Source organism: Mesonia algae, assembly GCF_003253545.1.
In the GTDB taxonomy this organism is placed as follows: Bacteria; Bacteroidota; Bacteroidia; order Flavobacteriales; family Flavobacteriaceae; genus Mesonia; species Mesonia algae.
Genome location: NZ_QKYV01000008.1, coordinates 66,877 through 93,223, shown reverse-complemented (window position 1 = coordinate 93,223; position 26,347 = coordinate 66,877). Strand labels below are relative to the sequence as shown.

The 26,347-nt window shown below is 33.0% G+C and carries 21 protein-coding genes; 11 read left to right on the top strand and 10 right to left on the bottom strand.

All coding sequences use genetic code 11. The features are described from left to right. Nucleotides 1-7 precede the first annotated feature (7 nt). Nucleotides 8-2,035 (bottom strand): M3 family metallopeptidase, encoded by a 2,028-nt coding sequence (locus LX95_RS13125; protein ID WP_111541919.1) that lies wholly within the window; start codon nucleotides 2,033-2,035, stop codon nucleotides 8-10. Between the two features lie 162 nt (nucleotides 2,036-2,197). On the opposite strand from LX95_RS13125, the gene LX95_RS13120 reads away from it, so the two are divergent. Beyond that, nucleotides 2,198-3,157 carry a lipid A deacylase LpxR family protein gene (locus LX95_RS13120; RefSeq protein ID WP_111541918.1) on the top strand — a complete coding sequence of 320 codons (960 nt, stop codon included), beginning with the start codon at nucleotides 2,198-2,200 and terminating at the stop codon, nucleotides 3,155-3,157. Between the two features lie 9 nt (nucleotides 3,158-3,166). Here the strand turns inward: LX95_RS13120 and LX95_RS13115 are convergent, their stop codons facing one another. The 3 genes from LX95_RS13115 to LX95_RS13105 all read right to left on the bottom strand — a co-directional run bounded on the left by LX95_RS13115 (nucleotide 3,167) and on the right by LX95_RS13105 (nucleotide 6,424). Continuing rightward, nucleotides 3,167-4,651 (bottom strand): carboxypeptidase-like regulatory domain-containing protein, encoded by a 1,485-nt coding sequence (locus tag LX95_RS13115; RefSeq protein ID WP_111541917.1) that lies wholly within the window; start codon nucleotides 4,649-4,651, stop codon nucleotides 3,167-3,169. Nucleotides 4,652-4,708: 57 nt separating this feature from the next. Continuing rightward, complete coding sequence (purE, locus tag LX95_RS13110; RefSeq protein WP_111541916.1) at nucleotides 4,709-5,194, bottom strand: 5-(carboxyamino)imidazole ribonucleotide mutase; 486 nt, start codon at nucleotides 5,192-5,194, stop codon at nucleotides 4,709-4,711. A gap of 75 nt (nucleotides 5,195-5,269) precedes the next feature. After that, on the bottom strand, nucleotides 5,270-6,424 hold the full coding sequence (locus tag LX95_RS13105) for a 5-(carboxyamino)imidazole ribonucleotide synthase (protein WP_111541915.1): 1,155 nt from the start codon (nucleotides 6,422-6,424) through the stop codon (nucleotides 5,270-5,272). 115 nt (nucleotides 6,425-6,539) lie between these two features. Here LX95_RS13105 and LX95_RS13100 point away from each other — a divergent pair, with 115 nt between their 5' ends. The 3 genes from LX95_RS13100 to LX95_RS13090 all read left to right on the top strand — a co-directional run bounded on the left by LX95_RS13100 (nucleotide 6,540) and on the right by LX95_RS13090 (nucleotide 8,776). Then, complete coding sequence (locus LX95_RS13100) at nucleotides 6,540-7,112, top strand: adenylate kinase (protein WP_111541935.1); 573 nt, start codon at nucleotides 6,540-6,542, stop codon at nucleotides 7,110-7,112. Between the two features lie 54 nt (nucleotides 7,113-7,166). Continuing rightward, nucleotides 7,167-8,186 carry a GTPase ObgE gene (gene obgE / locus LX95_RS13095; protein WP_111541914.1) on the top strand — a complete coding sequence of 340 codons (1,020 nt, stop codon included), beginning with the start codon at nucleotides 7,167-7,169 and terminating at the stop codon, nucleotides 8,184-8,186. A gap of 68 nt (nucleotides 8,187-8,254) precedes the next feature. Continuing rightward, nucleotides 8,255-8,776 (top strand): DUF4136 domain-containing protein, encoded by a 522-nt coding sequence (locus LX95_RS13090; RefSeq protein WP_170116620.1) that lies wholly within the window; start codon nucleotides 8,255-8,257, stop codon nucleotides 8,774-8,776. On the opposite strand, the gene LX95_RS13085 is transcribed toward LX95_RS13090, so the two are convergent. Then, nucleotides 8,777-15,253, bottom strand: a complete 6,477-nt coding sequence (locus LX95_RS13085; protein ID WP_111541912.1) for an alpha-2-macroglobulin family protein — start codon at nucleotides 15,251-15,253, stop codon at nucleotides 8,777-8,779. Nucleotides 15,254-15,347: 94 nt separating this feature from the next. Between LX95_RS13085 and LX95_RS13080 the strand changes: the two genes are divergently transcribed. Continuing rightward, entirely contained in the window at nucleotides 15,348-16,064 is a 717-nt protein-coding gene (locus tag LX95_RS13080) for a tetratricopeptide repeat protein (RefSeq protein ID WP_111541911.1), read from the top strand. Between the two features lie 60 nt (nucleotides 16,065-16,124). After that, nucleotides 16,125-17,480, top strand: coding sequence for a UDP-N-acetylmuramate--L-alanine ligase (locus LX95_RS13075; RefSeq protein WP_111541910.1), 1,356 nt, complete (start codon nucleotides 16,125-16,127; stop codon nucleotides 17,478-17,480). 1 nt (nucleotide 17,481) lies between these two features. Here the strand turns inward: LX95_RS13075 and LX95_RS13070 are convergent, their stop codons facing one another. Beyond that, entirely contained in the window at nucleotides 17,482-17,931 is a 450-nt protein-coding gene (locus tag LX95_RS13070; RefSeq protein WP_111541909.1) for a DUF1569 domain-containing protein, read from the bottom strand. 53 nt (nucleotides 17,932-17,984) lie between these two features. Between LX95_RS13070 and radC the strand changes: the two genes are divergently transcribed. From radC to LX95_RS13050, 4 genes are all read left to right on the top strand, one after another. Further along, the gene (radC, locus tag LX95_RS13065) at nucleotides 17,985-18,686 is read left to right on the top strand and encodes a RadC family protein (protein WP_111541908.1); all 702 of its coding nucleotides are present in this window, start codon (nucleotides 17,985-17,987) and stop codon (nucleotides 18,684-18,686) included. A gap of 82 nt (nucleotides 18,687-18,768) precedes the next feature. Next, on the top strand, nucleotides 18,769-20,055 hold the full coding sequence (locus tag LX95_RS13060) for a DUF7033 domain-containing protein (protein WP_111541907.1): 1,287 nt from the start codon (nucleotides 18,769-18,771) through the stop codon (nucleotides 20,053-20,055). Beyond that, the gene (locus LX95_RS13055) at nucleotides 20,045-20,731 is read left to right on the top strand and encodes a YjjG family noncanonical pyrimidine nucleotidase (protein WP_111541906.1); all 687 of its coding nucleotides are present in this window, start codon (nucleotides 20,045-20,047) and stop codon (nucleotides 20,729-20,731) included. Before LX95_RS13060 ends, LX95_RS13055 begins: the two co-directional genes overlap by 11 nt. A 5-nt stretch (nucleotides 20,732-20,736) precedes the next feature. Next, nucleotides 20,737-21,537: a hypothetical protein gene (locus LX95_RS13050; protein WP_146240792.1), complete on the top strand. Its 801-nt coding sequence runs from the start codon at nucleotides 20,737-20,739 to the stop codon at nucleotides 21,535-21,537. Here the strand turns inward: LX95_RS13050 and LX95_RS13045 are convergent. Beyond that, the gene (locus LX95_RS13045) at nucleotides 21,534-22,811 is read right to left on the bottom strand and encodes a replication-associated recombination protein A (protein WP_111541904.1); all 1,278 of its coding nucleotides are present in this window, start codon (nucleotides 22,809-22,811) and stop codon (nucleotides 21,534-21,536) included. The genes LX95_RS13050 and LX95_RS13045 overlap by 4 nt on opposite strands. Before the next feature lie 92 nt (nucleotides 22,812-22,903). Between LX95_RS13045 and LX95_RS13040 the strand changes: the two genes are divergently transcribed. Beyond that, nucleotides 22,904-23,689, top strand: coding sequence for a rhomboid family intramembrane serine protease (locus tag LX95_RS13040; RefSeq protein WP_111541903.1), 786 nt, complete (start codon nucleotides 22,904-22,906; stop codon nucleotides 23,687-23,689). A gap of 4 nt (nucleotides 23,690-23,693) precedes the next feature. Here the strand turns inward: LX95_RS13040 and rlmB are convergent, their stop codons facing one another. From rlmB to LX95_RS13025, 3 genes are all read right to left on the bottom strand, one after another. Beyond that, nucleotides 23,694-24,428, bottom strand: coding sequence for a 23S rRNA (guanosine(2251)-2'-O)-methyltransferase RlmB (gene rlmB / locus LX95_RS13035; protein ID WP_111541934.1), 735 nt, complete (start codon nucleotides 24,426-24,428; stop codon nucleotides 23,694-23,696). Nucleotides 24,429-24,513: 85 nt separating this feature from the next. Beyond that, nucleotides 24,514-25,488 (bottom strand): hypothetical protein, encoded by a 975-nt coding sequence (locus LX95_RS13030; protein ID WP_111541902.1) that lies wholly within the window; start codon nucleotides 25,486-25,488, stop codon nucleotides 24,514-24,516. Nucleotides 25,489-25,504: 16 nt separating this feature from the next. After that, the gene (locus LX95_RS13025; RefSeq protein WP_111541901.1) at nucleotides 25,505-26,344 is read right to left on the bottom strand and encodes a hypothetical protein; all 840 of its coding nucleotides are present in this window, start codon (nucleotides 26,342-26,344) and stop codon (nucleotides 25,505-25,507) included. Nucleotides 26,345-26,347 lie beyond the last annotated feature (3 nt).

The following is a 26,347-nucleotide window of genomic DNA, read 5'->3' as shown; positions in this document are numbered from 1 at the left end:
AAGTCTGCTAATGTATTAAACCTGCTCGTTTAAGCAAAGCTTCTGGGTTAGGTTTTTTTCCGCGAAAGCGTGTGTATAAAACCATAGGGTCTTCTGTTCCACCTTGACTCAATACGTGTTCCTTAAATTTGGTTGCCACATCTTTATTAAAAATACCTTCTTCTTTAAAGTATGCAAAGGCATCGGCATCTAATACTTCTGCCCATTTGTAAGAATAATAACCTGCAGAATAACCGCCTTGGAAAATGTGAGAAAAGGAAGTGCTCATACAATTCTCGGCAACATCTGGAAATAATTTTGTGTTTTCAAAAGCTTTAGATTCGTGTTCTTTTACATTTTTAACCGTAGATGGATCGATACCGTGCCAAGCCATATCTAACATCCCAAAACTGAGCTGTCTTAAAGTTTGCATTCCTTCTTGAAAGTTAGCCGATTTCTTTATTTTTTCAATTAATTCTTTCGGAATAATCTCTCCCGTCTCGTAGTGCTTTGCAAAAAGCGCCAAGGCTTCTGGCTCATAACACCAATTTTCTAAAACCTGACTAGGAAGTTCTACAAAATCCCAATATACCGAAGCTCCTGAAAGACTCGTATAGGTCGTGTCAGCTAACATTCCGTGCAAAGCGTGACCAAATTCGTGGAACAAAGTGGTTACTTCATTAAATGTCAATAAAGCTGGTTTTTTTGAAGTGGCTCTGCTAAAGTTACATACATTCGAGATATGCGGACGTATATTCTTGCCATCTTTCTTTTGTTGGTCGCGATAAACCGTCATCCAAGCACCTCCACGTTTTCCTTCTCTAGGGTGAAAATCAGCGTAAAATAAAGCGACTTCTTCTCCTTTAACATTTGTAACGCGGTATGTTTTCACTTCTTCGTGATATTTATCTACGTTTTGAACTTCCTTAAATTGTAAGTCGTAAAGTTTATTAGCAACTGTAAATACACCATCGATTACATTTTCTAACTGAAAATAAGGCTTTAATTGTTCGTCATCTACATCAAATAACTTTTGCTTTAATTTTTCACTATAATAAGCGCTATCCCATTTTTCGAGATGATCTATATTGTCTAACTCCTCAGCGAAAGCTGTTAGTTCTTTAAATTCTTTTTCTGCTGCGGGTTTAGCTTTCTCTAAAAGTTCTTCTAAAAAATCGTTTACTTTTTCGGGTGTTTTCGCCATTCGCTCTTCTAAAACAAAGTCTGCGTGAGTATTATAACCTAATAAGTTGGCGCGTTGGTGACGTAAATTGGTGATTTTTAAAACAATATCTTCATTGTTAAATTTATTGTCCTGAAACCCTTTTGCTCCAAAAGCAATAGAAAGCTCTTTACGAAGTTCACGATTTTTTACGTATTTCATAAAAGGAATATAACTTGGATACTGCAAGGTGAAAATAAAACCTTCTTTGCCTTTATCTTTTGCTAACTGTGCTGCGGTTTCTTTTTCAGATTCTGGTAAACCTTCTAATTTGCTTTCGTCGGTCACTAACATTTCATAATTGTTAGTTTCGGCTAAAACGTGTTCTCCAAACGTTAATGACAGTTTAGATAACTCTGTATCTATTTCTCTTAATTTCTTTTTATCTTCTTCTTTTAGGTTGGCTCCATTTCGACTAAACGATTTGTAATGCTTTTCTAATAATCTATTTTCTTCCACCGAAAGGTTTAAGCCGTCTTTTTGTTCATAAACTGCTTTTACGCGTTTAAACAACTCTTCATTTAAAGTAAGGTCATTACTAAACTCACTTAACCAAGGAGATACTTCTTGTGCTATTTGCTGAATCTCATCATTGGTTTCTGCCGAATTCATATTAAAAAAGATGCTGGTAGCTCTACTCAAGGTTTCTCCACTATTCTCTAAAGCTTCAATGGTATTCTTAAAGGTAGGCGCTTCCGCGGAAGCGGTGATTGCATCAATTTCTGCATTAGCTAAAGCAATAGCTTCTTTTATCGCAGGTTGGTAGTGTTCGGTTTTTATTTTTGAAAATGGAGCCTCCTCAAAAGGCTGCAAAAGTGGATTATTTGGAGTCATAAATTATTTTCTTTTATTGAATGTAAAGGTACAAAGTAGGATATCAATCCTAAAAGTTAGGATAATAAAATGAAGTTAATTTAACTAATTTATTCATAAATAATGTGCTAGAATAATTATTATATTTAACAACTCTATGCTGTTGTTTTGCGTAAATAAAGTATGGTAAAAACAATTTTATTTACGTTTATTATAGGGTTGGGGTTTTCAACATATGCTCAAAAAATAGATCATACTTCTTCGTTTAGGGAAATAAAAAGCACTTCCTATTTTAGGTTCAATTATGATAATGATTATTTTGCTTCTGCGGATAAAAATTATACTCAAGGATATCAGTTAGAATTGGTGTTACCATTCTTAAAGAAAAATCCAGCCAATTTTCTTTTTTTACAACCGAAAAATAACCAATTGATTTATGGTTTGGCGGTAGAACATATTGGGTTTACCCCAGATGATTATGAAAGTAGAGAAATACAAGTTGGAGATCGCCCATTTGCAGCGGCTATTATGCTAAAAAGCTTCCTAGTGGCAAAAGATACCATCAACTCATCGCGTTTGGTTTCTGCTTTAAGTTTGGGAATTATAGGTCCGGGTGCTTTTGGCGAAGAAATGCAGCGAAGTATTCATAAAGCTACGGGAAATAAAATTCCGTATGGGTGGAGAAATCAAATTAAAAATGATTTGGTTTTAAATTACCAATTGGGTTATGAGAAACAGTTTTTTAGGTATGCCGATTTTTTCTCTTTGCAAGGACAATCTGAAATTAATTTAGGAACTCTATTCACAAATGCTTCCATTGGTGCAAATGCCATGTTAGGAATTATCAATAACGGATTTTCTTCCGTAAAGAATAAAAATAAATTTGAAGTATATGCTTTTGCACAATCGCTTATAAAGTTGATTGGTTACGATGCGAGTCTGCAAGGCGGACTTTTTAATAACGATAGTGTTTACACCATTACTTCTAGTGAGGTAAAACGCCTAACGGGACAGGTTAATTTTGGACTTGTCGTAAAAACCAAAACCCTTTATTTTGAATATACCAGAACCACCACCACACCAGAATTTGAAGGTGGTGATGTTGCAAATTGGGGAGGTATTAAGGTTGGATTTACGTTTTAGAAAATCTTTTTAATACTTAAACTCTTCCAACTCACGATCTGGAGAAATAATATTGTAGCCTTCCCAAATAGAAGAATCATAATTTTTAATTTTTTCTACGAGAATGCCTTTGTTTTCTTCAAAAGAATCAAAGGTTTTTTCGGTAATAGAATCTGACTTTACAAATAATATTTCTTGATCTTCGGTAGTTTCATTTTCTACTAATAAATCAAATTTAAATTTTATGCGGTTAGAACGATCATCGGTGTTTTCTTTAAACTTTAAGCTTCGGTTTAAGTATACATATTGATGCGTGCTTCTTTTTAAATAAACGGGATCATAAGTATTTTCTGCATTACGCTTAAAAATAACCAAACCATTATCTTTGTCTACAGAAAATTTGATTCCTAATAAGAATTTCATATTAAAACCAGCAGCTTTTTTACCCTCCTCTAACTTATATTCTGCTTTGATAATGGCAAAAGTTTCTGCAGAAATGTAGAGTCTTCCGTTGTATTTTGCTCTTCCTTTATCGGGTTGAAAGTTTAATATATAAACCATTTCGCCATTATAAGCGGTAATTTTTTTTTGCGTAAATGTGTAATCTTCATAATCTTTTACAAAATCAAAACGACCTGGGTTTAAGTTTTTACTGCGGTTTATCTTACTAGCGTAACTTTCTTTTATATCTTTTGTGAATACAGAATCCTTCTTTTTCTCATTTACTTTGAAAGCTTTACCTACTTTTAAAGAATCTTCTAACGGAAGAATACCAGATTTTACTTTAAAAGTATTCTCGCTATTTAAATTTTGGGCAATTTTTTTAAAAACTTTCGAAGAAAATTCTTCTGCATTTCCTGCCTTACTTTCATCTTTTAACTGAGTAGCTTTTTTAACTGCCACCTTTAGACTGTCTTTTTCGGTGCCAGTTAAGATTTGCGTATAACTTTCAGTATACGAGGTATTCAAAGAATTTTTGTTAACACTCAGTAAGCTATCTATACTTTGATTGAATTTTTTACGTACTTTTTTCTCTAAGAATGTAGCTTTGTTAACTTCAAATTCAGTGTCTAATAATTTAGAGATAGTTTGGTTACGCACAAAGACATCGAATTTTTTGAGTTGAAGGTTATAATTTTGAGAGATATTTTCGTTTACCTTTTCCATAATCTCTTCAGAAGAAAGATTTTTATTAACCAAATAAACATCATCAAGCTGATTTACATCTTCACTAAGGTAAATTTTCATCTCTTGCTGGAAATCTTTTACTGCTATTCGTTTTTCTTTATAGCCTAAAGAAGAAAAATAAAGAGAATCTTGTCCAGTAAAGCGATCTACATTAATTTGAAAATCACCTTCATTATTGGTGATGACACCATAATTCTCTCCAATTTGAACTGATGCATAAGGAATCGTTTCATTGGATTTTTGAGAAAGCAAAGTTCCGCTAAGGTTTTGAGCGTATATTGAAGCAGAAAAGAAAAAGGCAATGCAAAGGAAGGTAGTTTGTTTCATAAAAAAAGGTCTTTACTCTTAGACGAGTAAAGACCTTAAATGTAACAATTTATATGTTTACTTGTTTAAATCTTTAGCTCCTTCTATCACTTTTTGCTTTAAACCTTCTTTGTAAAATAAGATCTTATCTAGTACGCACTTGTCTGATGCGCCTATAATTTGTGCGGCAAGAATACCTGCATTTTTAGCGCCGTCTAAAGCAACGGTAGCTACAGGGACACCACCAGGCATTTGTAAAATTGAAAGCACAGAATCCCAACCATCTATAGAGTTTCTAGATTTTACGGGTACTCCAACCACTGGAAGCGGAGATAGCGAGGCAATCATTCCAGGTAAATGTGCTGCTCCACCAGCGCCAGCAATTATAACTTTAATTCCACGTAAGTGAGCATTTTTACCATAATCAAAAAGCTTATCGGGAGTACGGTGAGCCGATACAATATCAACTTCTACCTCGATATCAAAACCTTTTAAAATATCTATTGCTTCTTGCATTATAGGGAGGTCGCTCGTACTTCCCATGATAACTCCTACTTTACTCATTTTTTCAGCTTTTAGCTATTGGCTTTAAGCCCTTAGCTTGTTTATAAAAAGTAATAATTTTAATTTATTTTTCTGCTAACGGCTTATTACTTTAATTTCTTTTTTTACGTCTTCAGCTATTTTTCTAGCTTTATTAATATCTCGATGAACAATGGTCACATGTCCCATTTTTCTAAAGGGGCGAGTTTGCTTTTTTCCATAAATATGCGGAGTTACCCCAGGCATTTTCATGATTTTTTCAATGTTTTGATATTTTACCTGACCTTCATGACTTTCATCTCCTACCAAGTTAACCATAACACCTCCTACTTTACTTTCGGTATCACCTAAAGGTAAATCTAAAATAGCACGAATATGTTGTTCAAATTGGTTGGTGTAACTTGCTTCAATACTATAATGCCCGCTGTTATGTGGTCGTGGAGCGACTTCATTAACCAAAACTTTATCATCTTGGGTTTGAAACATTTCTACCGCTAATAACCCTACATGCTCAAAAGCTTCCGATACTTTTACAGCTAATTCTCTTGCTTTTTTCGCTACTGCGGAATCAATTCTAGCAGGGCAAATTACATATTCTACCTGGTTGGCTTCGGGATGAAATTCCATTTCAACAACCGGATAAGTTTTCACTTCCCCAACAGGGTTTCTTGCCACAATAACCGCCAATTCATTTTTAAACGGAATCATTTTTTCAGCAATACACGGTACATCAGGAACCGGGATTAAATCCTCTTCAGAACGAATAATGCTTACTCCGTTACCATCATAACCTCCTGTGCAGCTTTTCCAGACAAAAGGATATTCCCATTCCTTTCTAACTAAAGCTTCGGTAAGATCATCTTTTTCTTGATATACGGTAAAGGGTGAAGTAGGAATGTGATGTTCGCTATAAAACTGTTTTTGAACTCCCTTATCTTGTATTTTTCTTAATACTGCAGCTTGTGGATATACCTTTTTTCCCTCTTTCTCTAATTGTTCTAGAGCCTCTATATTTACACCTTCAATTTCAAAAGTAAGTACATCCACCTTTCTCCCAAATTGCAAAACTGTCTCATAATCCATTAAATCTCCTTGCTCAAAAAAGTTACAAGCAAACTTGCTAGGAGCTTCAGGGTTAGGGTCAATTACATTGGTTTGTATATCATATTTTCTAGTATCATAGAGCATCATCTTGCCTAGTTGACCTCCGCCAAGGATACCTAATTTAAAAGAAGAAGAAAAATAATTCATAAATGTGTTGTTTGAGCAAAAATAAATCTTTCTAATAGATTAAAGGAAACAATCTTGTTTAAATCTGTAATCTGTATCTTTGCACTTTATTATTTTACAATTTAATATCAATAAAATGACAAATATTGTCTTATTTGGCCCTCCAGGTGCCGGAAAAGGAACTCAAGCCGAAATTCTTAAAGAGAAATATAACTTAGTACATATTTCTACGGGAGATGTATTTCGTTTCAATATAAAAAACGAAACAGACTTAGGGAAGAAAGCAAAAACCTTTATCGATAAAGGTCAATTAGTTCCAGATGCGGTAACTATAGATATGCTTAGCGCGGAAGTAGAAAAAAACACAGGAGTAAAAGGATTTATTTTTGATGGTTTTCCTAGAACAGAGGCACAAGCTGACGCTCTTGCTGAGTTGCTGAAAAATAAAAATACCGCTGTAAGTGCTATGGTGGCATTAGAGGTAGAAGATGAGGTTCTTGTAAAACGTTTATTAGAAAGAGGAAAAACTTCGGGCAGAGCAGATGACGCTGATGAAAGCGTTATTAGAAACCGTATAAAAGTATATTACAACGAAACCGCAATTTTAAAATCTTATTATGAAAAACAAGATAAGTATTTTGGAGTTGATGGTGTAGGTAGTATTGATGATATTACAGCACGATTAAGTGAGGTAATAGACCAATTATAATAATTGAACGAGAGATTCATTAAAAGTGTTTTATTTTAAAACCAACAGGTTAAAATGAGAGAAGGGAATTTTATAGACTATGTAAAGCTACATGTTACCTCAGGAAAAGGAGGTAAAGGTTCTATGCACTTACACCGAGAAAAATATATTGAGAAAGGAGGTCCAGATGGAGGAGATGGTGGTCGAGGAGGACACGTAATCATTCGAGGTAATGAAAACCTTTGGACACTTCATGAATTTACTTTTAAAAGACATATTAAAGCGGGTCACGGGGAGCACGGTTCTAAACAAAGAAGTACGGGAGCAGATGGAGAAGATATTTATATTGATGTACCCTTAGGAACCGTTATTCGAGATACCGAAACAGAAGAAACTATAGATGAGGTCGTAAGTCACGAGCAAGAAATTGTAATTGCTCCAGGAGGAAAAGGAGGTCGTGGTAACTGGCATTTTAAATCTTCTACAAATCAAACTCCTAGATATGCGCAACCTGGTCTAGAAGGAGAGGAGCGAGATATTACTTTAGAATTAAAAGTACTTGCCGATGTTGGCTTGGTTGGTTTTCCTAATGCTGGGAAATCTACTTTACTTTCTGTGATTACGGCTGCAAAACCAAAAATTGCGAACTATGAGTTTACCACTCTAAAACCTAACCTTGGTATTGTAAAATATAGAGATTATAGGTCTTTTGTGGTTGCAGATATTCCTGGAATTATTGAAGGAGCTGCAGAAGGAAAAGGTCTTGGGTATCGATTTTTAAGACATATCGAGAGAAATTCTACTTTACTTTTCTTAGTGCCTTGCGATGTAGAAAGCATTGAAGGTCAGTATGAAATTTTGTTAGATGAATTAAGACGTTACAATCCTGAATTATTGGATAAAGACCGCGTACTTGCAATTTCTAAAAGCGATATGCTCGATGAAGAGTTAAAAGCAGAGTTAGAAAAGGAAGTCGCTAAAGCCTTTAAAAAAATACCTTACGTATTTATATCTTCTGTAGCTCAACAAGGTCTACAAGAGTTAAAAGATACTCTGTGGGAAGTATTAAATAAGGATCCTTTGCACAAAGCTTAATTGTTAAGAATACGTTACACTTATAAGTAGCTGTTTTATTTTTACTATTTTTAATTAAATAATAAATGATGAAACAGCTACTTTTTTTTATTTTAATAGGGACTCTTTTTTCTTGTGGTGGTCCCAAAGCATTTTACGATTACGATGAACAGATGAACTTTGAACAATGTAAAAGTTTTTCTTTTTATACCGATTTAAATACAGGGTTCAACGAATTGGACGAACAACGTTTTGTTACTAGTCTTTCTCAAGCTTTAATTGCTGAAGGATATCAGCAAACAGATGATTCAGATTTTAAGATTAATTTTTATACCGAATTTTTTGAACAACGTAACAACAATACAATTGGTATTGGTTTAGGTGGAGGCGGTGGCGCTGTAGGCGGAGGAGTCTCTGGCGGAATTCCTATTGGAGGAACTCAGCAATTTATAAGTGTTACTATTGAGTTTGCAAATACTGTAAATAACGAGTTGTTTTGGCAAGCCGTTGTAGAATCTAAACTAGACAAACAACTAACTCCTATAGAACGAGAAGAAGCTTTCTTGGAAATCGCTAAAAAAGCACTAGAAAACTTCCCTCCCAAAAGGTAATTAGTTTACTTTCAATCGAGTTCCTTTAGTTTGTGCCTTAAATTCTGGAGCGTACATACTTTGTAATTGTGTAATGCCGTTAGAGAAATCACCCTTGTTATTTACTTTTAAATTGTATTCTAGTACATAAGTTCCCTTTCTTAAGTTATCAAAAAAGAAGTGAGTTGCTACATCTTTTGTACTTTGATAATATGCCAAACCATCTTGATATTTATACTTAGAAATAACATCAATCGGTTCTAGACCAGATGCTCGCATATCTTTTAAATGCATAAAGCTAAAACTCTCTTTAGCGTTAATTATTAATCTTACTACAATAACATCTCCTAACGCTAAAGATTCTTTAGTTACAGATTTTAAAATACTTCCCTCATTGGTTTCTACTTTTTTGAATAACTCTTTCGAGATAGAAATTTGTTCTTGTTGATTGTCTTTAACCTTATCAGATTCTTCAAAATATTGCCAGTATAAACCACCATGTTGAGCCGTTTCAGAATTGTTTTTAATTTCTATTTGGCTCATTTCTGGTTCAATTTCCTTAGCGGAAAAGGAAGTTTTATAATAACCTGTTTCCGTTTCAGTAGGCGTAGGGTTTATTTTTTTATCTCCAATTTTTATCGTGGGAAATTCCGCGGAAGCGTTATTTTTGCTATAATTTAATAGCGCAAAAATAGCTTCGGTTGTGGCTTTAGTAGATTTCCAAGACTCTGTTTTTTTATTTCTTAAAAGCCAAGTTTTTAATTGCTGTACACTTTTGGTATCATTTTCAATTTCGTGATAAGCTTCAATCGCCAAAGCTTGTGTCGCAATGGCGTCGTTAAACCAAGCGTAACTTTTTGTGAGTTCTTTCCAATACATTCCGTATTTAGAATTGATGACTGCATCTTGCTTTAAGGCTTCTAAAATATTTCTAGATAGCTCTTTTTGGTCAAAACGGTAAGCAGTTAAAGCCAATGTGAGTTGAGATTGAATAGATAAACTAACCCATTTGTCTTGGTAAGAATTTAGAACCTCCTTACTAAAGCTTTTTAAATTTTCATTTTCATTATTGATATTGAAGCTCCTTGCATATAGAAAATTGAGTTGTAGACTGGCATAATAATTTTCATCGCTCTTATTTTGTATTAACTTATCATCTAAATAAGAGATAAGCTTGTCTTTAATGTGTTGATATTTTTTATTTGTACTCAGTTGTTTGTTTAAGTTTTCTAATCTTTCCATACTTGTTAAAATATGCAATGAAATAGATAGGTTTTCTCTTCCGCCAGTAAACCAAGGAAACGCCCCAGAGGACATTTGCATTAATGCTAATTTGTCCAAATTATCTTCTGCACGCTGCGTAGATTTCTTGGCATCGAGCAATAAAGCTAAACGTTGTTGCTGCTTTTCTTGAGATTGTGCTGTTTTTAACCAAGGCGTCTCTTGAATGAGAATATTTTTAAGTTCAGCATTTTTGTTGAGGTCAGATGTGGGTCCGCCTTTTTTCTCCCAATCTTTTAAAATGTTTTCAATTTCGGGGTGTTGTTTTAGCAAATGAGAAGCTAAATTATTAGCATAATAGCGCGCAAAAGTTTGCTCGGCACATTCATAAGGATATTCTACCAAATAAGGTAAAGCTTTAATCGCTGTCCATACCGGGTTGCTAGTGTACTCAAAAATAAGTTGGTGATTTTTAAGTGTAGGAGAAGTATTATTTTTAAGGTTTTCTAGTATAAAAGTTTCTTTTTCATTAGGGTTAAGCCAAATAGGTAAAGCCTCGGTAATAAAAATGCGATTGGTAAATACTGGAATAATATTTTCTTCACCATCAGAGAAGTTTCCTGCTTTTGCTACGATGCGATAACGAACGGCTTCTAAACCTTCGGGAATAGCAAGTTTCCAGTTAACCTCTGCATTACCTTTAGAAGGAATGTTGAAATTTTTAACAGAAACAGCGTCTAAAATAAGCTTAATTTTCTTTTGGGTGAGTTCATCTGTAAATTCTAACTGAATAATTCCGTTAAGGGTTTTATCGCTTAGGTTATTTACCTTGGCGGAAATAATAATACTGTCTTTACTTCTAAAAAAGCGTGGGAAATTAGGTAGTATATTTAGCTCTTTTTGTGTGATCGTACTTAAATCTAATTTAGCTTGATGTAAATTTTTATCATGTGCAAAAGCTTGAAATTTCCAACGAGTTAATGCCTCTGGACTTTTAAACTGAAAGCTTAACTCTCCTTTTTTATTGGTTTTTAACTGCGGAAAGAAAAAGGCAGTTTCTTGTAAGTTGGTTCTAGCTTTAACTTGTTGTAAATCTTTTACCGCATTTTTAGTGGTTACAACGATAACACCGTTAGCTCCCTGAGTACCATACATAGCGGCGCCGTTGGCGCCTTTAATTACATTTATTTCTCCTACTAAATTAGGGTTAAGATTGGTAAAATCTTCAGTAGAGACTATTTTTCCATCAATTACTATGAGCGCTTCTTTACTTCCTTTTAAAGAACGATTTCCTCTTAATACTATTCTGGTAGGTTCTCCATTACTACCTGATTCTATTTGTAAACCTGAAACCTTACCCGCTAAGCCTTGTACAACATTTGGATTATTAGCATTCGATAAAGCTTGTGATTCTACGATTTGGTAGGCAGAAACAAATTCGTTTGTTCTTCTTTTGGTTCCTAGTGTGGTGATTACAACATCATCTAAAGTATTTCCTGCTTGCATCATGATATCAAGATTTTGAGGTTGGTTTACAAGAATAGCTTGAGTTTCAAAACCTACATAAGAAAAAACTAGAATTAGGTTTTCTTTATAATTGATTTCATAATAGCCATTAAAATCTGTTTGTGTACCCTTTGAAGTTCCTTTGATAATTACATTTACTCCAGGAAGTGGCAATCCTTGGTCATCTGAAACGACTCCATAAATTACATTTTCCTTATTTTTATTTTTTGGGATTAAAGATTTAATGTAGTTATTTTGGTGCCATTTAGTATTAATAAAATGATAACCAAACTGTTTGAAACCAGTGTAATTTAATTGATCTAAAATAAAATAATGACGGGAAAAATTTCTTTTACTAGAATGAGCTTCATCTAAGTAATCATAGTCACTATCTACATAAGGGAGTCTTGTGTAATCTCGGGGATTTCTATCTCTATATATCTTTTCATACCAATCATGCCCTTTAAATTGATCTAAAGAAGCATCATACATACTTGCTAATATTTCCGCTTCAGCAGGTTTATTTTTGTTGTCGATTATCTTTAACTCCCAAACTTCCTCTTTTCCTGGGTCTAGTTTATTTTTAAAAGTAAGTACTTCAAAATGAAGTGTTTTTTCCTCTTCTTCTTCTTCTTCTTTAGGAATGTCTATAATTCCTTTTTGCCCATTTGTAACCCCTTCAGAAATATACATATATCTATAATTGACATATTTTTCTTCTTTTGGAACTTCTATAGGGATGATATTATCGCCCTTTTGAAGAGTAATAAATTTTCTAAATTGTACTTTGTTTGAAAAACCTATGTCAAGTAAAAGCGTTAAATCGTCTAACAGCGTGTAAAAATGAAGCTTTACTAAATTTTCTTTCTTTTGTTTTTTTACTTCAGAAGAAAAAGTGACAAACAATCTGTTAAGAATAGGTTTTTCATCTATTGTGTTGATGAACTGAACTTCTTTATAGGCGGTAATACTGTCTCCTAAAAAATCTACTCCTTTAAACTGAATTTGATATTCTCCAGAGGTAAGATCGTCTTTCCAATTATTGTAATATAACTTTTGTTGTCCTTCAATTTCTAACGATATTGTCTTCAGTAATTCTTTTTCCCAATATGCACCTACATCTAAGCTATCATAAGCAAAATAAGGATAGTATTGTAAAAAATCATTTTTAAGAATGTTTTGAATATCTGGTGTATTCCAAGGTCGCTCTGCAATAATTCGGTTAGGTGTTTTATATTTATAGACCAATAATTTACCAGAAGTATTTATAGGATTTTTATTAAGGTCTTTCGTTTGTAGGCTTAAGGTTTGATCTTCTTGTAAATGAATTTTGTTGGCGGTAAGTAATTGTATATTCCCAGCGTGATACCCAAAATTATAATTCTTTCGTGCTGTTTGAGTCTCTCCGTTAATATCGGTAATGCTCGCCGTAATAGTGTACTTAAAATTAGGTTTATATTTTTTTGGTACTAAACTGTCTGGACTCGCAATAAAAGAAATTGCAAACTCTCCTTTATCATTGGTTTTTACCAATCCTGATGCAATTCTAGTACTTTCAACTCTCACATATCTAGAACTAGATCTAGGAATAGGGTTACGGTCTAAAGAGCGTTCTACTTGATAATTTACTTTTGCATTGGTAATATTGCCTCCAAAAAATGCGGTTGCTTTACCTTTTACAGAGATAGAATCATTAAGCACATATGTGGAGTCAAGATTAATGAGTTCTACCTCAAAAGTGGGGCGTTTGTATTCTTCTACACTAACTCTTTTATAGGCGTCGTCAAAATCTATATGATTATAATCCGAGTCATCATCAAAATTTTCATCAATATAGATTTGATAATTTCCGTTAAGGTTATTCTCAGGGATAATAAATTCTCCGGTAACCGAACCAAATTCATTAGTAGTAAGTTCAATTTCTTTTATTAAGTCATCATTAGGATTGTATAAAGATACCAACACCTTTTCGAAGGGTACAACCTTTCTTTCCTTTTCTTTTTGGTAAGAAATAATGCTTTTAAAATAAATGGTCTGTCCTGGGCGATAAATACTACGGTCGGTAAAAATAGTAACCTCAATTTCGCCGTCATCTACGTAATTTTGTATGTATTTTTTAGAAAAGCGAACTCCGGTTGGTAAAGTATCTCTGCCCTTTATAAGTAAAGTTTTTTCGCGATAATTTTTATTCTCACCTTTTAGAATAGTCAAACCATTATTATTAGTGATGTAACTTCCATTATTTTCTACTTTTACATGTACATTAGAAATTGGGAGCCCCGTTTTTTTATTTACCACATATAAATGCTGTTCACTATCGTAATCATATATATTATAACTTAGGTTAGTAACATGAACAAAAGAATATATATGTTCATCTTTTCCTAAGTGAGGATTTTTTTCTTTACTGAATCTAAAAATGTATAATCCTGTAGGTAATTTATCTATGAAAAACTCGTGACTATAAGAATAAAAGGAGTCGGGGTTTTTAAGTGTAAATTTTTGATAATGAATAGCTTTTTTTTCTGGTATGAGTGTGTCTAAGATCCTATTTTGCTTTTTGTAATCGTAGTTACGGTTCTTAATCTGATAAATGGATAGGTGTAAGGTATCTACGTTTTCAGCATGAATCTGTGTTAGAATAGGTTGGTTAGGAATTACACTTTCTTGCAGATTTACGCTGAACGAAGTAGCGTTTAATTTTTGCTTTAGTTTTAAAGCTTCACGTTCTGGTATGGAATTGCTTTTTAACGATAATACATATTCTACTTGTTGTAAAGCTTTTTCCGAGTAATCGTAGTTGGTATTTTTGTTAGCGTTTTGATAATAAAATAATGCAAGTTTATAAGATGCCCAAGCTTTTTCTTCCTTAACGGAAGTGCTATTTAATATTTTTTTTAAGGCGTTGAGGTATTCTTTTTGGTTGTCATCAAAATTTCCGTTGTTCAATAAAAATTGATAACGATCTAGCGTAAGAATAAATGCAGAAAGATTGTCGTTTTGTTGAAGATGCAATTTAGTTAAGTCTTGGTACAGTTGAAGTGTTTTGTACCGTGTTTGGTGATTATACTTATTGTTAAGAGGTAGTTTACTAAATGCTGTTGGAGAATCGAAATATAAAGGATTGTCTATAATTAAATCATTTTTAGAAAGGTTATAATATTTAGGTAATTGCAATGTATTTAAATATCTAGAAGCTAAAAGATCTAAGAGGGTTGATCTAAACCTGTTATAATTATCACCATAAGACAAAGTGTTTTTATAATCACTTAACGGAATTTTCACTAACTTTCCTTTAGATACTAGCGAGAGCTCATAATAATAATTAATTTTCTCTTTGAAAGTTTCTCTATCCCAAGTTTTAAAAGAAGATGAAGAAGTATCAATTTTAGTGCGTCTACTGATTCTATATCGGTTACGAGTATAATATTGATTTAAACTCTCGGCTAAATAAGAAGATAAAATGTTTTTAATGGGAAAAGGCTGCTCTTCAATTTCAGATAAGAAATCTTTGTATACTTCATCTTGACTATTATCTTTTAATATTAATTTAAACTTCTGTATATATAAAAAGGCTCGAATAAACTGCTCTGCGTTTTCTTTTCTATCTGCCTTTTTTAAAATGACTTGAGCTTTTTCGTAAGCATCAAACGACAAATCTGCTCGCTCTAATTTTTCTACTTCATCCCACCATTTATCAAATCTTCGTTGTGAGAAAACATTCGAGGTTATAAAAACAGCTAAAAGAAAAAGAAGTATTTTTTTAAGCATGGCACAGTATTTTCTTTAAAGTTATAAAATTTATATATCTATCTTGCTGCTTATTTAATTTTAAAGAACTTTGCAAGGCATTAAAATTATATTTATGAAACTTATTTATGCTTTACTTTTTATGTGTTCTATTGCAGTGAACGCACAAAACTCATATGAAAATGGAGTAAAGCATTTTAAGAGAGAAAATCTTACGGCAGCCCTATTAGATTTTAAAAACATTTCTATAGGTGAAGATAAATACTGGAAAGCTCAAGAATATATCGGGGATGTATATGCTAAGCAAGAAAATTGGGATGAGAGTGTTGAGGTGTATGAAAATTTAGTAGAAACATTTCCGCAAAGCGCTAATTACAATTTTAAATATGGTGGAGCTTTGGGAATGAAAGCTCTAACACTAAGTAAAATGGAGGCGGCTTTTTATATTTCAGACATTAAATATTATTTGAAAGAGGCTGCTCAGCTAGATGAAAATCATATTGAAGCAAGATGGGCACTAGCTAAGTTGTATATGCAATTACCAGGCATTTTGGGCGGAAGCACTTCTACAGCTTATAAATATACCGATGAGCTTTTGCAAATTAGCCCAGTAGATGGTTGGCTTGCCAAAGGTTATGTGGCTAGCGAAGATAAAGACTTTCAAGCTGCAGAAAAATATTACAAAAACGCATTAACTGTAGGAGGCTCAATAACCTGCTATCAAGAGTTGATTCATTTTTATGAAAATAAGATGAATAAAAAAGAACAAGCACAGCAGCTGAGAAAAGAAGCCCAAGAAAAACACCCTGCTCATAATTGGACGAATATATAGTTCTATCTTTAAGAAAGCTCTCAAATTTTATATCTTTACTTTTTATTATAAAAAACAACTATGCGTGTACATTTTATAGCCATAGGAGGGAGCGCTATGCACAATTTAGCATTGGCACTTCACCATAAAGGCGATACTGTTTCTGGGAGTGATGATGCTATCTTTGAACCTTCAAAAAGTAGATTGGATAAATATGGATTACTACCACAAGAAATGGGTTGGTTTTCAAATGTAATTACTAAAGACCTAGATGCGGTAATTTTGGGAATGCATGCAAAACCCGATAATCCAGAGTTGCTTAAAGCTCAAGAATTAGGCTTAAAAATTTACTCTTATCCCGAATTTTTATACGAACATAGTAAAGAAAAAACACGCGTGGTAATTGGTGGCTCTCATGGTAAAACCACCATCACTTCTATGATTTTACACGTTTTACATTATCACCATAAAGAGGTAGATTTTATGGTGGGTGCACAATTAGAAGGTTTTGAGACTATGGTACATCTTACTTCGAAAAACGATTTTATGTTGCTGGAAGGAGACGAGTATTTATCATCTCCTATAGATCGCCGACCTAAATTTCATTTGTATAAAGCGAACATCGCGCTCCTTAGCGGAATTGCTTGGGATCATATTAATGTATTTCCAACTTTTGAAAATTACAAAGAACAATTTCAAATTTTTGTAGATACCATGGTGAACGGAAGTATTCTTGTTTACAATGAAGAAGATTCCGTTGTCACGGAAGTTGCCGAAAGTGCTACAAAACCTACACGAAAACATGCTTATCAAACGCCAGAATACTTTATTGAAGATGGTGAAACTTATTTGGTAACTCCTGAAGGGGATATGCCAATCGAGATCTTCGGGAAACATAACTTAAATAATCTGGCAGGAGCTAAATGGGTTTGTCAACATATGGGAGTAGATGAAGATGAGTTCTACGAAGCCATAAGTACTTTTAAAGGAGCTTCAAAACGTTTAGAGAAAATTGTTGAAACAAACACAACCACAGTATACAAAGATTTTGCTCATAGTCCGTCAAAAGTAGTGGCAACCACAAAAGCTGTGAAGGAGCAATTTCCGCAAAGAAAATTAATAGCTTGTTTAGAATTACATACGTACAGCAGTTTAAATGCCGAGTTTTTAAAACATTATAAAGATACTCTTGATAAAGCAGATGAAGCTGTAGTATTTTACTCTCCAGAAGCTGTTGCTATCAAGAAATTAGAAAATGTAGAAGAGGAAGATATAAAAGAAGCTTTTCAACATTCTAATTTAAAAATATACACAAATCCGCAATTATTTCAAGAGTATTTGAAAACTCAAAATTTTGATAATTCTACATTACTTCTTATGAGTAGTGGTAATTACGGCGGATTGGATCTTGATACAATATCAGAACTTATTAGCTAAGTTATACATTAAATTGGGTAAGGTGATGGTCTAAATGTTTATACTGCATCTTACCCCATTGTTCTTTGGTAAATGTGCCAAAAACAGGATGAGGTCTCCACTCTTCTTTATTACTATGTCCATGAAAATCTTCAATTAATACATCTAATTGTTGTTTCTCGTTAGAGAAATCTTTTTGTTGAGTAACTTCTAATTCTTTTGCTGTAGGAAGACCTTTTTTCCAAGGTTTGTCATTGTACAACATAGGTTTCATTAATTTCATAGCAAAACGAATTAAAAAAGGAGGTTTACTAATTGTTTCCCTTTCTAACGCAATTAATATAGGTTTTTGACAATGATGTAGCATTTGGGATACGGTCATTTTTCCCCATTGTTTTTCAGCTTCAGGGGTGAGTGAGTTTAACCGATCTTTTATTTCTTTATAAGCTTCAGGGTTAAATAAGGATTGCATAAGAATTAGTTTTAGATAAAAGTAATATTTATTTTTTGTTCTTATCTTTAGAAATGGAAGAAAAGAAAAAAGCTTTTTCAATTAAACATTGGGCTGAAGGAGATCGTCCTAGAGAAAAATTACTTCATAAAGGAAAAACAGCTTTAAGTGATGCCGAATTGATTGCTATTTTAATAGGTTCGGGAAACCGTGAAGAAAGTGCTGTAGAATTATCAAAACGAATTTTACTTACCGCGGAAAATAGTCTAAACGAGCTAGGAAAGTTTTCCGTAAAGCAACTCATGAAGTTTAAAGGAATTGGAGAGGCAAAGGCTATTTCTATAGTTGCCGCTTTAGAATTAGGTAGAAGAAGAAGAGGGGAGGAGGCTTTGCAGAGAAAACAAATTACTTCTAGTGATTCTGTTTTTGAAGTTATGCAACCCATCCTTGGAGATCTTAATCACGAAGAATTTTGGATAATTTACCTTAATAATTCCAATAAGATTTTACAGAAAATTCAATTAAGTAAAGGCGGTATTACGGGCACATTAGTAGATATACGTTTAGCTTTTAAAAACGCTTTAGAGATAGGAGCAACTTCCATTATTTTGGCGCATAATCACCCTTCGGGGACATTAGTGCCAAGCACGGCAGATAAACAACTTACGCAAAAGCTTAAAATTGCAGGAGAAAGTTTGGATATTAAAGTCTTAGATCATCTTATAGTCACTCAAAAATCTTATTTTAGCTTTGCTAATGAAGGTTTACTTTCTTAATTAGCTAAAAACGAGAAGTTTTTTTAATGAAAATATATTGATAATCTCCTACGACCTTGTATAAGGTAATTTAAGTTGACCAATGCTATTAATTTATATTAAGACACTTACCCCTAGAATTAACTATACTTTTAGACAAGTATGTTCAAGTATTTTAGGGTATGAGGTTGGTTTTACTTCAAAAATTGAAGAATTTGTTGCCCACGAAGGAATGAAAATTTCTTATGGAAAGCAAAAAATGGGGAATGAGTTTTTTATTCAAGAAGCAGGTTTATTAAATGAGCAAGGCTTTAATGATACCGAATTAAAATTTCATGAATGGGAGAATACCACTTGTTTTTTTAAAGTATCAGATAAGAGTGATGTTCCTTTCGATATTTTTTCTGCCAGTTTCTATTTGCTAAGCAGGTACGAAGAATATTTGCCACATGTTAAAGATTCTGTAGGAAGATATCCTTATAAAGAAAGTATAGGTTTTAAACATGGCTTTTTAGAACAACCAGTAGTAGATATATGGGCTTACAAGTTTAATACGTTACTTAAAGATAGATTTCCTAAAGAAAATTCCGTAAAGCGAGAGTTTAATAATAAAAATATTTTAGCTGTAGCGGAAGCATTTAAATTTAGAAAAAAAGGAATTGTAAGAAGCATTGGAGCAAGTATAAGAGACTTTTTTAAATTGGATATCGCTAATTTTATAGAACGCTTTAAGGTATTGTTTTATTTAAAAAAAGATCCATATGACATTTATGATGGTTTGGTGAAAGAATCACATCAAAATCAGTTTAAGTGGCATTTTTTATTTCAGTTAAGTAATTACTCTATTAAGAGTAAAAATGTTAGCTATAATAAAATAAAATACCAAGCCCTAATTAAATCTATGGGAGATTATGGGAAAATAGGTTTGTTACCAGGTTATGAGGCATTGTATGATTTTTCTACTTTAAAGCTCGAAAAAAAGAGGTGGGAATCTATCGTTAACCGCCCATTAAAATTAATAGGGAGCTACAATTACGATCTCAACTTGCCTACCTTATATAATAATTTTGATAAGTTAGAAATAGAACGTGATTTCTCCATGAGCTACGCAGAAACCTTAGGTTTTAGAGCTGGGACTTGTTCCTCATATCTTTATTATGACATAAATTTTGAGCGAATCTCACCTTTGGTTTTAGACCCCATAGTCTTTAATAGCAATTGTATTAAGTATCATACCTTTTTTGAGCTAAAAACAAAAATGGAGAAAATTAAAGATGAGGTAAGAAAAGTTGGAGGCTCTCTCAATATTTTAATGAACAATAAAGATTTTGATAACTGGGATAAAGAAAAAAAATATTTAAACCTTATTACGTATCTAAATGAAAAATAGAATCACTGATGTTTTTTTTGATTTAGACCATACTTTATGGGATTTTGAAAGAAATTCGGCACTTACTTTCGAGAAGATTTTTTTGAAAAACGATTTGGATATCAATTTAGATGTTTTTTTAAGTTCTTACATCCCTATTAATCAAAGGTATTGGCAACTTTATGCTTTAGATAAAGTAAGCAAAGAGGAGTTAAGGTATAATCGGTTAAAAGAATCATTTGTAAGAGTTAATTTTGATGTAAATGAAGAGATGATTTCCTGTTTATCTGAAGATTATATTTTACATTTATCCGATTATAATTTTTTATTCGATGGAACGTTAGAGGTTTTAGAAAAGCTTCAGGCCAACTATAAATTACATATTATCACGAATGGATTTAAAGAAGTACAGCAGCTAAAATTAAAAAATGCGCAAATACATCATTACTTTCATACAGTCACTACCTCTGAAGATGTCGGTGTAAAAAAACCACACCCTTTAATTTTCGAAAAAGCTTTATCTGTGGCTCAAGTGCAGCCTAGACAAAGTTTAATGATTGGAGATAATCTAGAAGCAGATATACAAGGAGCCAATAGAGCGGGTATAGAAACCATTCTGTTTGATCCAGACGATAAAATAAATCATATCGGACAAAAGATTAATACCCTAAAAGAATTAGAAACCCTATTAATATAATGATGATGAATAAGAAAATTTTAATTATTTTTTTATTAACCCTGTTTGGTTGGAATGGTTTTTCACAGACTATGAAAACCTTGAACGATTTTAAATATGTTGTGATTCCTTTACAATATAAAATGTCTAAGGAAGATAATGAGTTCTTGTTAAATTCTACAACTAAATATTTATTAAAACAAGAAGGTTTTACAACTTATATGGAAGTAGAAAAATTTCCTAAAGACTTAGTGTTTAATCAATGTTTAGCTTTATATGCAGATTTAGAAAGTGTAACAACTCGGTATTTTTCATTAAATACTAAAGTAGTTTTAAAACTAAAAGATTGTTATGGTAATGTGATTTTTCAAACTGCAGAAGGGGAAAGTAAAAAGAAAAATGTTGAGGAAGCTTATAAAGAATCTCTTCTAAAAACATTTACTTCTTTTAGTGGTGTAAATTATGAATATAATGGAAGTCTTAATCAAAATATTAAGCAAGATAAACAACAAGATATTACTGGTGACTTTTCTGATGATAAAAATAATTATGAAAAACCTGATGCTTTGGCCAGTTTAGTAGAAAATTCCTTTAGTTACGAGGGGACTATTTTTACTTTAAAAAAAATAGAAGCAGGGTATCTTCTACTCAATGCTAATGGAGATAAAGAAGCTTTTATAAATGAGACTCCTACTGGTAATATACTTTACAATTCAGAACGTTTAAATGGGTCTTTAATCATTTCCTCTAATGGAGATTTAGAAGTTGAGTATTTCAACACTAAATCTGGTAAAGTAGAAAAGGCTATTTTTAAAAAGCAGCCTTAATAATCATATTTACTTTTCCAACGATTTTTGAGAAATTCCCTATTTAATTGTTCTCGCTTATTATTTCCAGGTTCATAGAGTTTGGTTCCTGCAATATCTTGAGGTAAAAATTCCGCCTCAGCGAAATTATTTTCATAATTATGAGCGTATTTATAATCATCACCGTAACCTAATTCTTTCATAAGCTTGGTAGGGGCATTTCTCAATGGTAATGGAACTGGAAGATCTCCGGTTTGTTTTACCAGTTGTTGTGCTTTATTAATTGCCATATAACTAGCATTACTCTTAGCCGAAGTAGCTAAATAAACTACGCATTGGCTCAAAATAATTCTAGCTTCAGGATAACCAACAGTTGTCACAGCTTGAAAAGTGTTATTTGCCATAATTAGCGCTGTAGGGTTAGCGATTCCAATATCCTCACTGGCAGAAATAACCAACCTTCTAGCTATAAACTTAAGGTCTTCGCCGCCTTCAATCATCCTAGCTAACCAATAAACTGCTGCATTAGGATCGCTTCCGCGGATAGATTTAATAAATGCCGAAATGATGTCATAATGCTGCTCTCCAGTTTTGTCATACCTAACTACATTCTGCTGGATTTTCTCTTCAACAAGTGTATTAGTTATTTGAATTTCATTCTTCCCTTCTGAATTCACGATAAGCTCAAATATATTAAGCAACTTTCTCGCATCACCACCGCTTGCACGTAATAAAGCTTGAGTTTCTTTGAGTTCTATATTTTTAGAGCTCAAAAGTTGATCTTTCTTTATAGCTCTTTCTAGCAATTGAATGAGATCTTCTTTTGTAAAAGAATTTAAGACGTATACTTGGCATCTTGAAAGTAGTGCGGGAATAACCTCAAAACTTGGATTTTCTGTAGTGGCTCCTATCAAAGTCACCCATCCTTTTTCTACAGCTCCCAAGAGAGAGTCTTGTTGAGATTTGCTAAACCTATGAATCTCATCTATAAAAAGTATAGGGTTTTTTGTAGTAAAAAGGCCATCTTGTTTTTTAGCTCTTTCAATGACTTCACGTACATCTTTAACGCCACTACTAATCGCACTTAAGGTGTAAAAAGGCCTATCTGTAGTTTCTGCAACTATATTGGCTAAGGTTGTTTTTCCTACTCCAGGAGGTCCCCATAAAATAAGAGAAGGAATAATCCCTTTTTCAATCTGATTTCTAAGGGAGCCTTTGTCGCCAACGAGATGTTTCTGACTAATATAGTCTTCTAAACTTTTAGGTCTTAAGCGTTCTGCTAATGGTTTATTCATTTTACAAAAGTACAAATAAGAATAACGCTGACAATTTTACATTAACCACAAGTTTGGTTAAAATTTTGACTATAAAATATTAAACTTAATCCATGCAAAAACAACAACATTTAGAGTTTTCTTTATCTACTGTGGCAATTCCGTTGTTTTCGGTGCTTTTTTTATGGATTGTTTATTGGTTTGAAATTCGTTTTCATATTAACCTCTCGTATTTAGGCGTACAACCCAAAACGCTTATGGGGCTAAGGGGTATTATATTTAGTCCATTTATTCACGGTAGCATAGATCATTTGTACAGTAATAGTATTCCTTTGTTAGTGCTTTTTATGTCTTTACTATATTTCTATAAATCCCTAGCTTGGAAGTTGATATTATGGGGCGGTTTATTAGCGGGATTAATCACTTGGTTAATTGCAGACCGGGGGAGTACTCATATTGGTGCAAGTGGCATCGTGTATCTTCTATCTAGTTTCTTGTTTTTTAAAGGAATTTGGTCTAAGCACTATAGACTTATTGCTTTATCATTAATTGTAGTTTTTCTTTACGGAAGTTTAATTTGGGGCGTTTTACCAGGCAAAGAAGGGATAAGTTGGGAAGGTCATCTAGCAGGATTCCTTAGCGGAATAGTTTTAGCATTTGTCTATAAAAATAAGGCTATCCCTACAGTTGCTTATTCATGGGAAAAGCCTACTTATAGAGAAGATGAAGATGAGTTTATGAAGCATTTTGATGAAAACGGAAACTTTATTCCATCTTCAGAGTTATATAAAGAGGAAGAATTAGAAGAAGATGATTTAAAAGAAAATCAAAACTTATCTCATTCCCACGAACTAGATTTTGATTGGAAATCCAATCATACTTTATTTAATAAGAAATAAAAAATTATAGTCGTTGTCTTACAATTTCGTAAAGGATTGCTCCGCAAGCTACAGATACGTTTAAAGAATCGGTAGAGCCTAACATGGGTAATTTTGCTTTATAATCAACCATTTTAAGAAGTCCAGAAGAAACTCCTTTTCCTTCGCTCCCCATAATTAAAGCAAGTGGAATTTTAAAATCGATATCATAAATAAGCTGGTTTGTCTTTTCTGAGGCAGCTATACTTTTAACGTCATAAGAACTCAAGAAGAAAAGAGCATCCTTTAGGTGATCTACCTTACAAATGGGGATGTTAAAGATGGCTCCCGTAGAAGTTTTAACGGTTTGCTCATTAATGGCAGCAGTGCCCTGCTTAGGCAATATGATACCTTGAGCATTAATAGCTTCCGCAGTTCTAATAATTGCCCCCAGGTTTCTTACATCACTTATTTGATCTAATAAAATAAATATTGGAGTAGGTGTAACTTCAAATGCTTTCTCGACAAGCTGTTCTATATCTATAAGCGCAATAGGAGAGCTGCTTGCAATAACACCTTGATGATTGCCATTTTTTGAAAGCTTGTTTAGCTTTTCTATTGGGACATAAGAAATTTGCACATTAGCCTTATTTGCTAATTGTTCAATTTCTTTTAATCCAATATTAGAAACTCCTTTTTGGATAAATAATTTATCTAAATGCTGTTGGGTTTCAAATGCTTCTTTAACTGCATGAAGCCCAAATATTTTTGATTCGCTCATAGAAACCAAAAGTAATAAAAAAAAGCAGCCTAAAATAGGCTGCTTTTATATATTTAAATAAATATGTTTCTTGATTTAGAAACTATTATTCATTCATGTCAGCTTTTGTGAAAGTATAGCTATTACCATTTTTTGTAATAGTAGCTAAAAGCACCAAACTTCCTTCTCCACTTGCACTTGTCGCATCAGAGATATCAAATCTTTCATCATAAGTAAATGTTTCAGATTCTCCTCCAATCTTAGATAATGTTAGCTCAACTGGTATAATTACTGGAGCACTTACATCTACGTAACCACCATTATCATAATAATCTGCATAAACCTCATATACTCCGTCACTTCCAGAAGCTAATATTCCTGCAGTTTCAGGACAATCACCTGTTGCTGCCTGTTGATCTTGAGTTCCATTAGGAGTAACGATAATAAGATCGTAGTCTAATTCACAAAGATCTACATCTTCGTTCAATTCTTGAGTTACCTCTCCTGTATCTTCGTCTGTAACTAAATTTGGGAAAGATTTAACACCTTGCCAAGCTAGTTGAACACCTAAATCTCCAGAAGTTAAATCATTACCATGAATAGAAACATTTGGTGAATCATTAATAGTAATGTTGATTAATTGATCTCCATTTTCTACATTAGAAATCATCTTAAGAAGAGGTCTAAATCTTAATTGAGCATCTTCTGTATCATTAAAGATATCTTGGCTTAAAACTACGTCAAAACTTGCCGTAGTCTCTAAAGCAGGAACGGTTATTTGATATCCAGCAACTCCAGAATCAAATTCTCCGTATTCCTCTGCATCAACGCTAAAATCTAAATTTTCACCTGCTTCTCCTTGTACAAATTCTAATTTAAATTTAGAATCTAAAGCGGCAGGCTTATCCATAGTAATACTAAAAGTAATAGTATCACCTTCTGTAGCAGTTACATCTGTAGGAGAGATAATAGCCGTAGGCTTCTCTGTAGTAGGGTAATCTTGGTCATCATCCATACAGCTAAAAAGCGATAAACTAATAGCTCCTAAGATGAAAATTTTATTAATATTATTAAATTTCATGTGTCTAATTTTTTAATTATTGTCTAATGTAAGTAGCATTAAATATTTGGTCTCCTGACCCAAAAGTAATGGTATAAGACATCGTAATATTACCAGTTTGTACATCTACTTCTCCGCTACCAAATACTTGATTACTATAAAATCCTCCTAAGTTTTGTTCTGGAATAGTGATGTCACCACAGATTACAGAAAAGTTAAAACCATCATATGGAGCACCTGCACCTGTAAATTGACCTGCTGGAAAATTACCTGAAGTTTCAGTTCTATAACTGTTTATTCCTCGTTCTAAAATCCCTTCTGTATTATTTACAGTAGCGCCGTCTGAAGCTCTTACCACGTTAACTGAATATGTATAATCAGCTAAATCTGCTAAACATCCTACGAAATTAAGTGTTACTTGAGACTGTTCTGTAATAATAACAGAATCCCCAGAAACAGATTTAATATCAAGAACTAATTTAGTAGAAACATCTGGGTTAAAAGAACCCGTGTTCACATCTAAATTTATAATACCAAATCTTTCACCTTCTGGTATAATTGTGGTCCCTTTTGTGCCTGCAAAGCTATATTCTACTCCTTCTTGAGCAGTAGTTAACTCCTGGTTAACTTCATATTGAACTGTGATGTTTGATTTGGCTCCACCACCATCTTGTCCTCCAATGATATCTACCGCTACTTTACCATCTACTAATCCTATATCTTCAAAATAAGAAATTGTAGGATTGGTGCTTACAAAACCAATTGCATAAGGAGTACTAGACATATCGTCTAGTGTCTTATCTTCGTCGTCTACTAGGCAAGAGGTGCTTAAAAGAGCAATACCTACTGCCGCTAACATTAATTTAATATTTTTCATCTC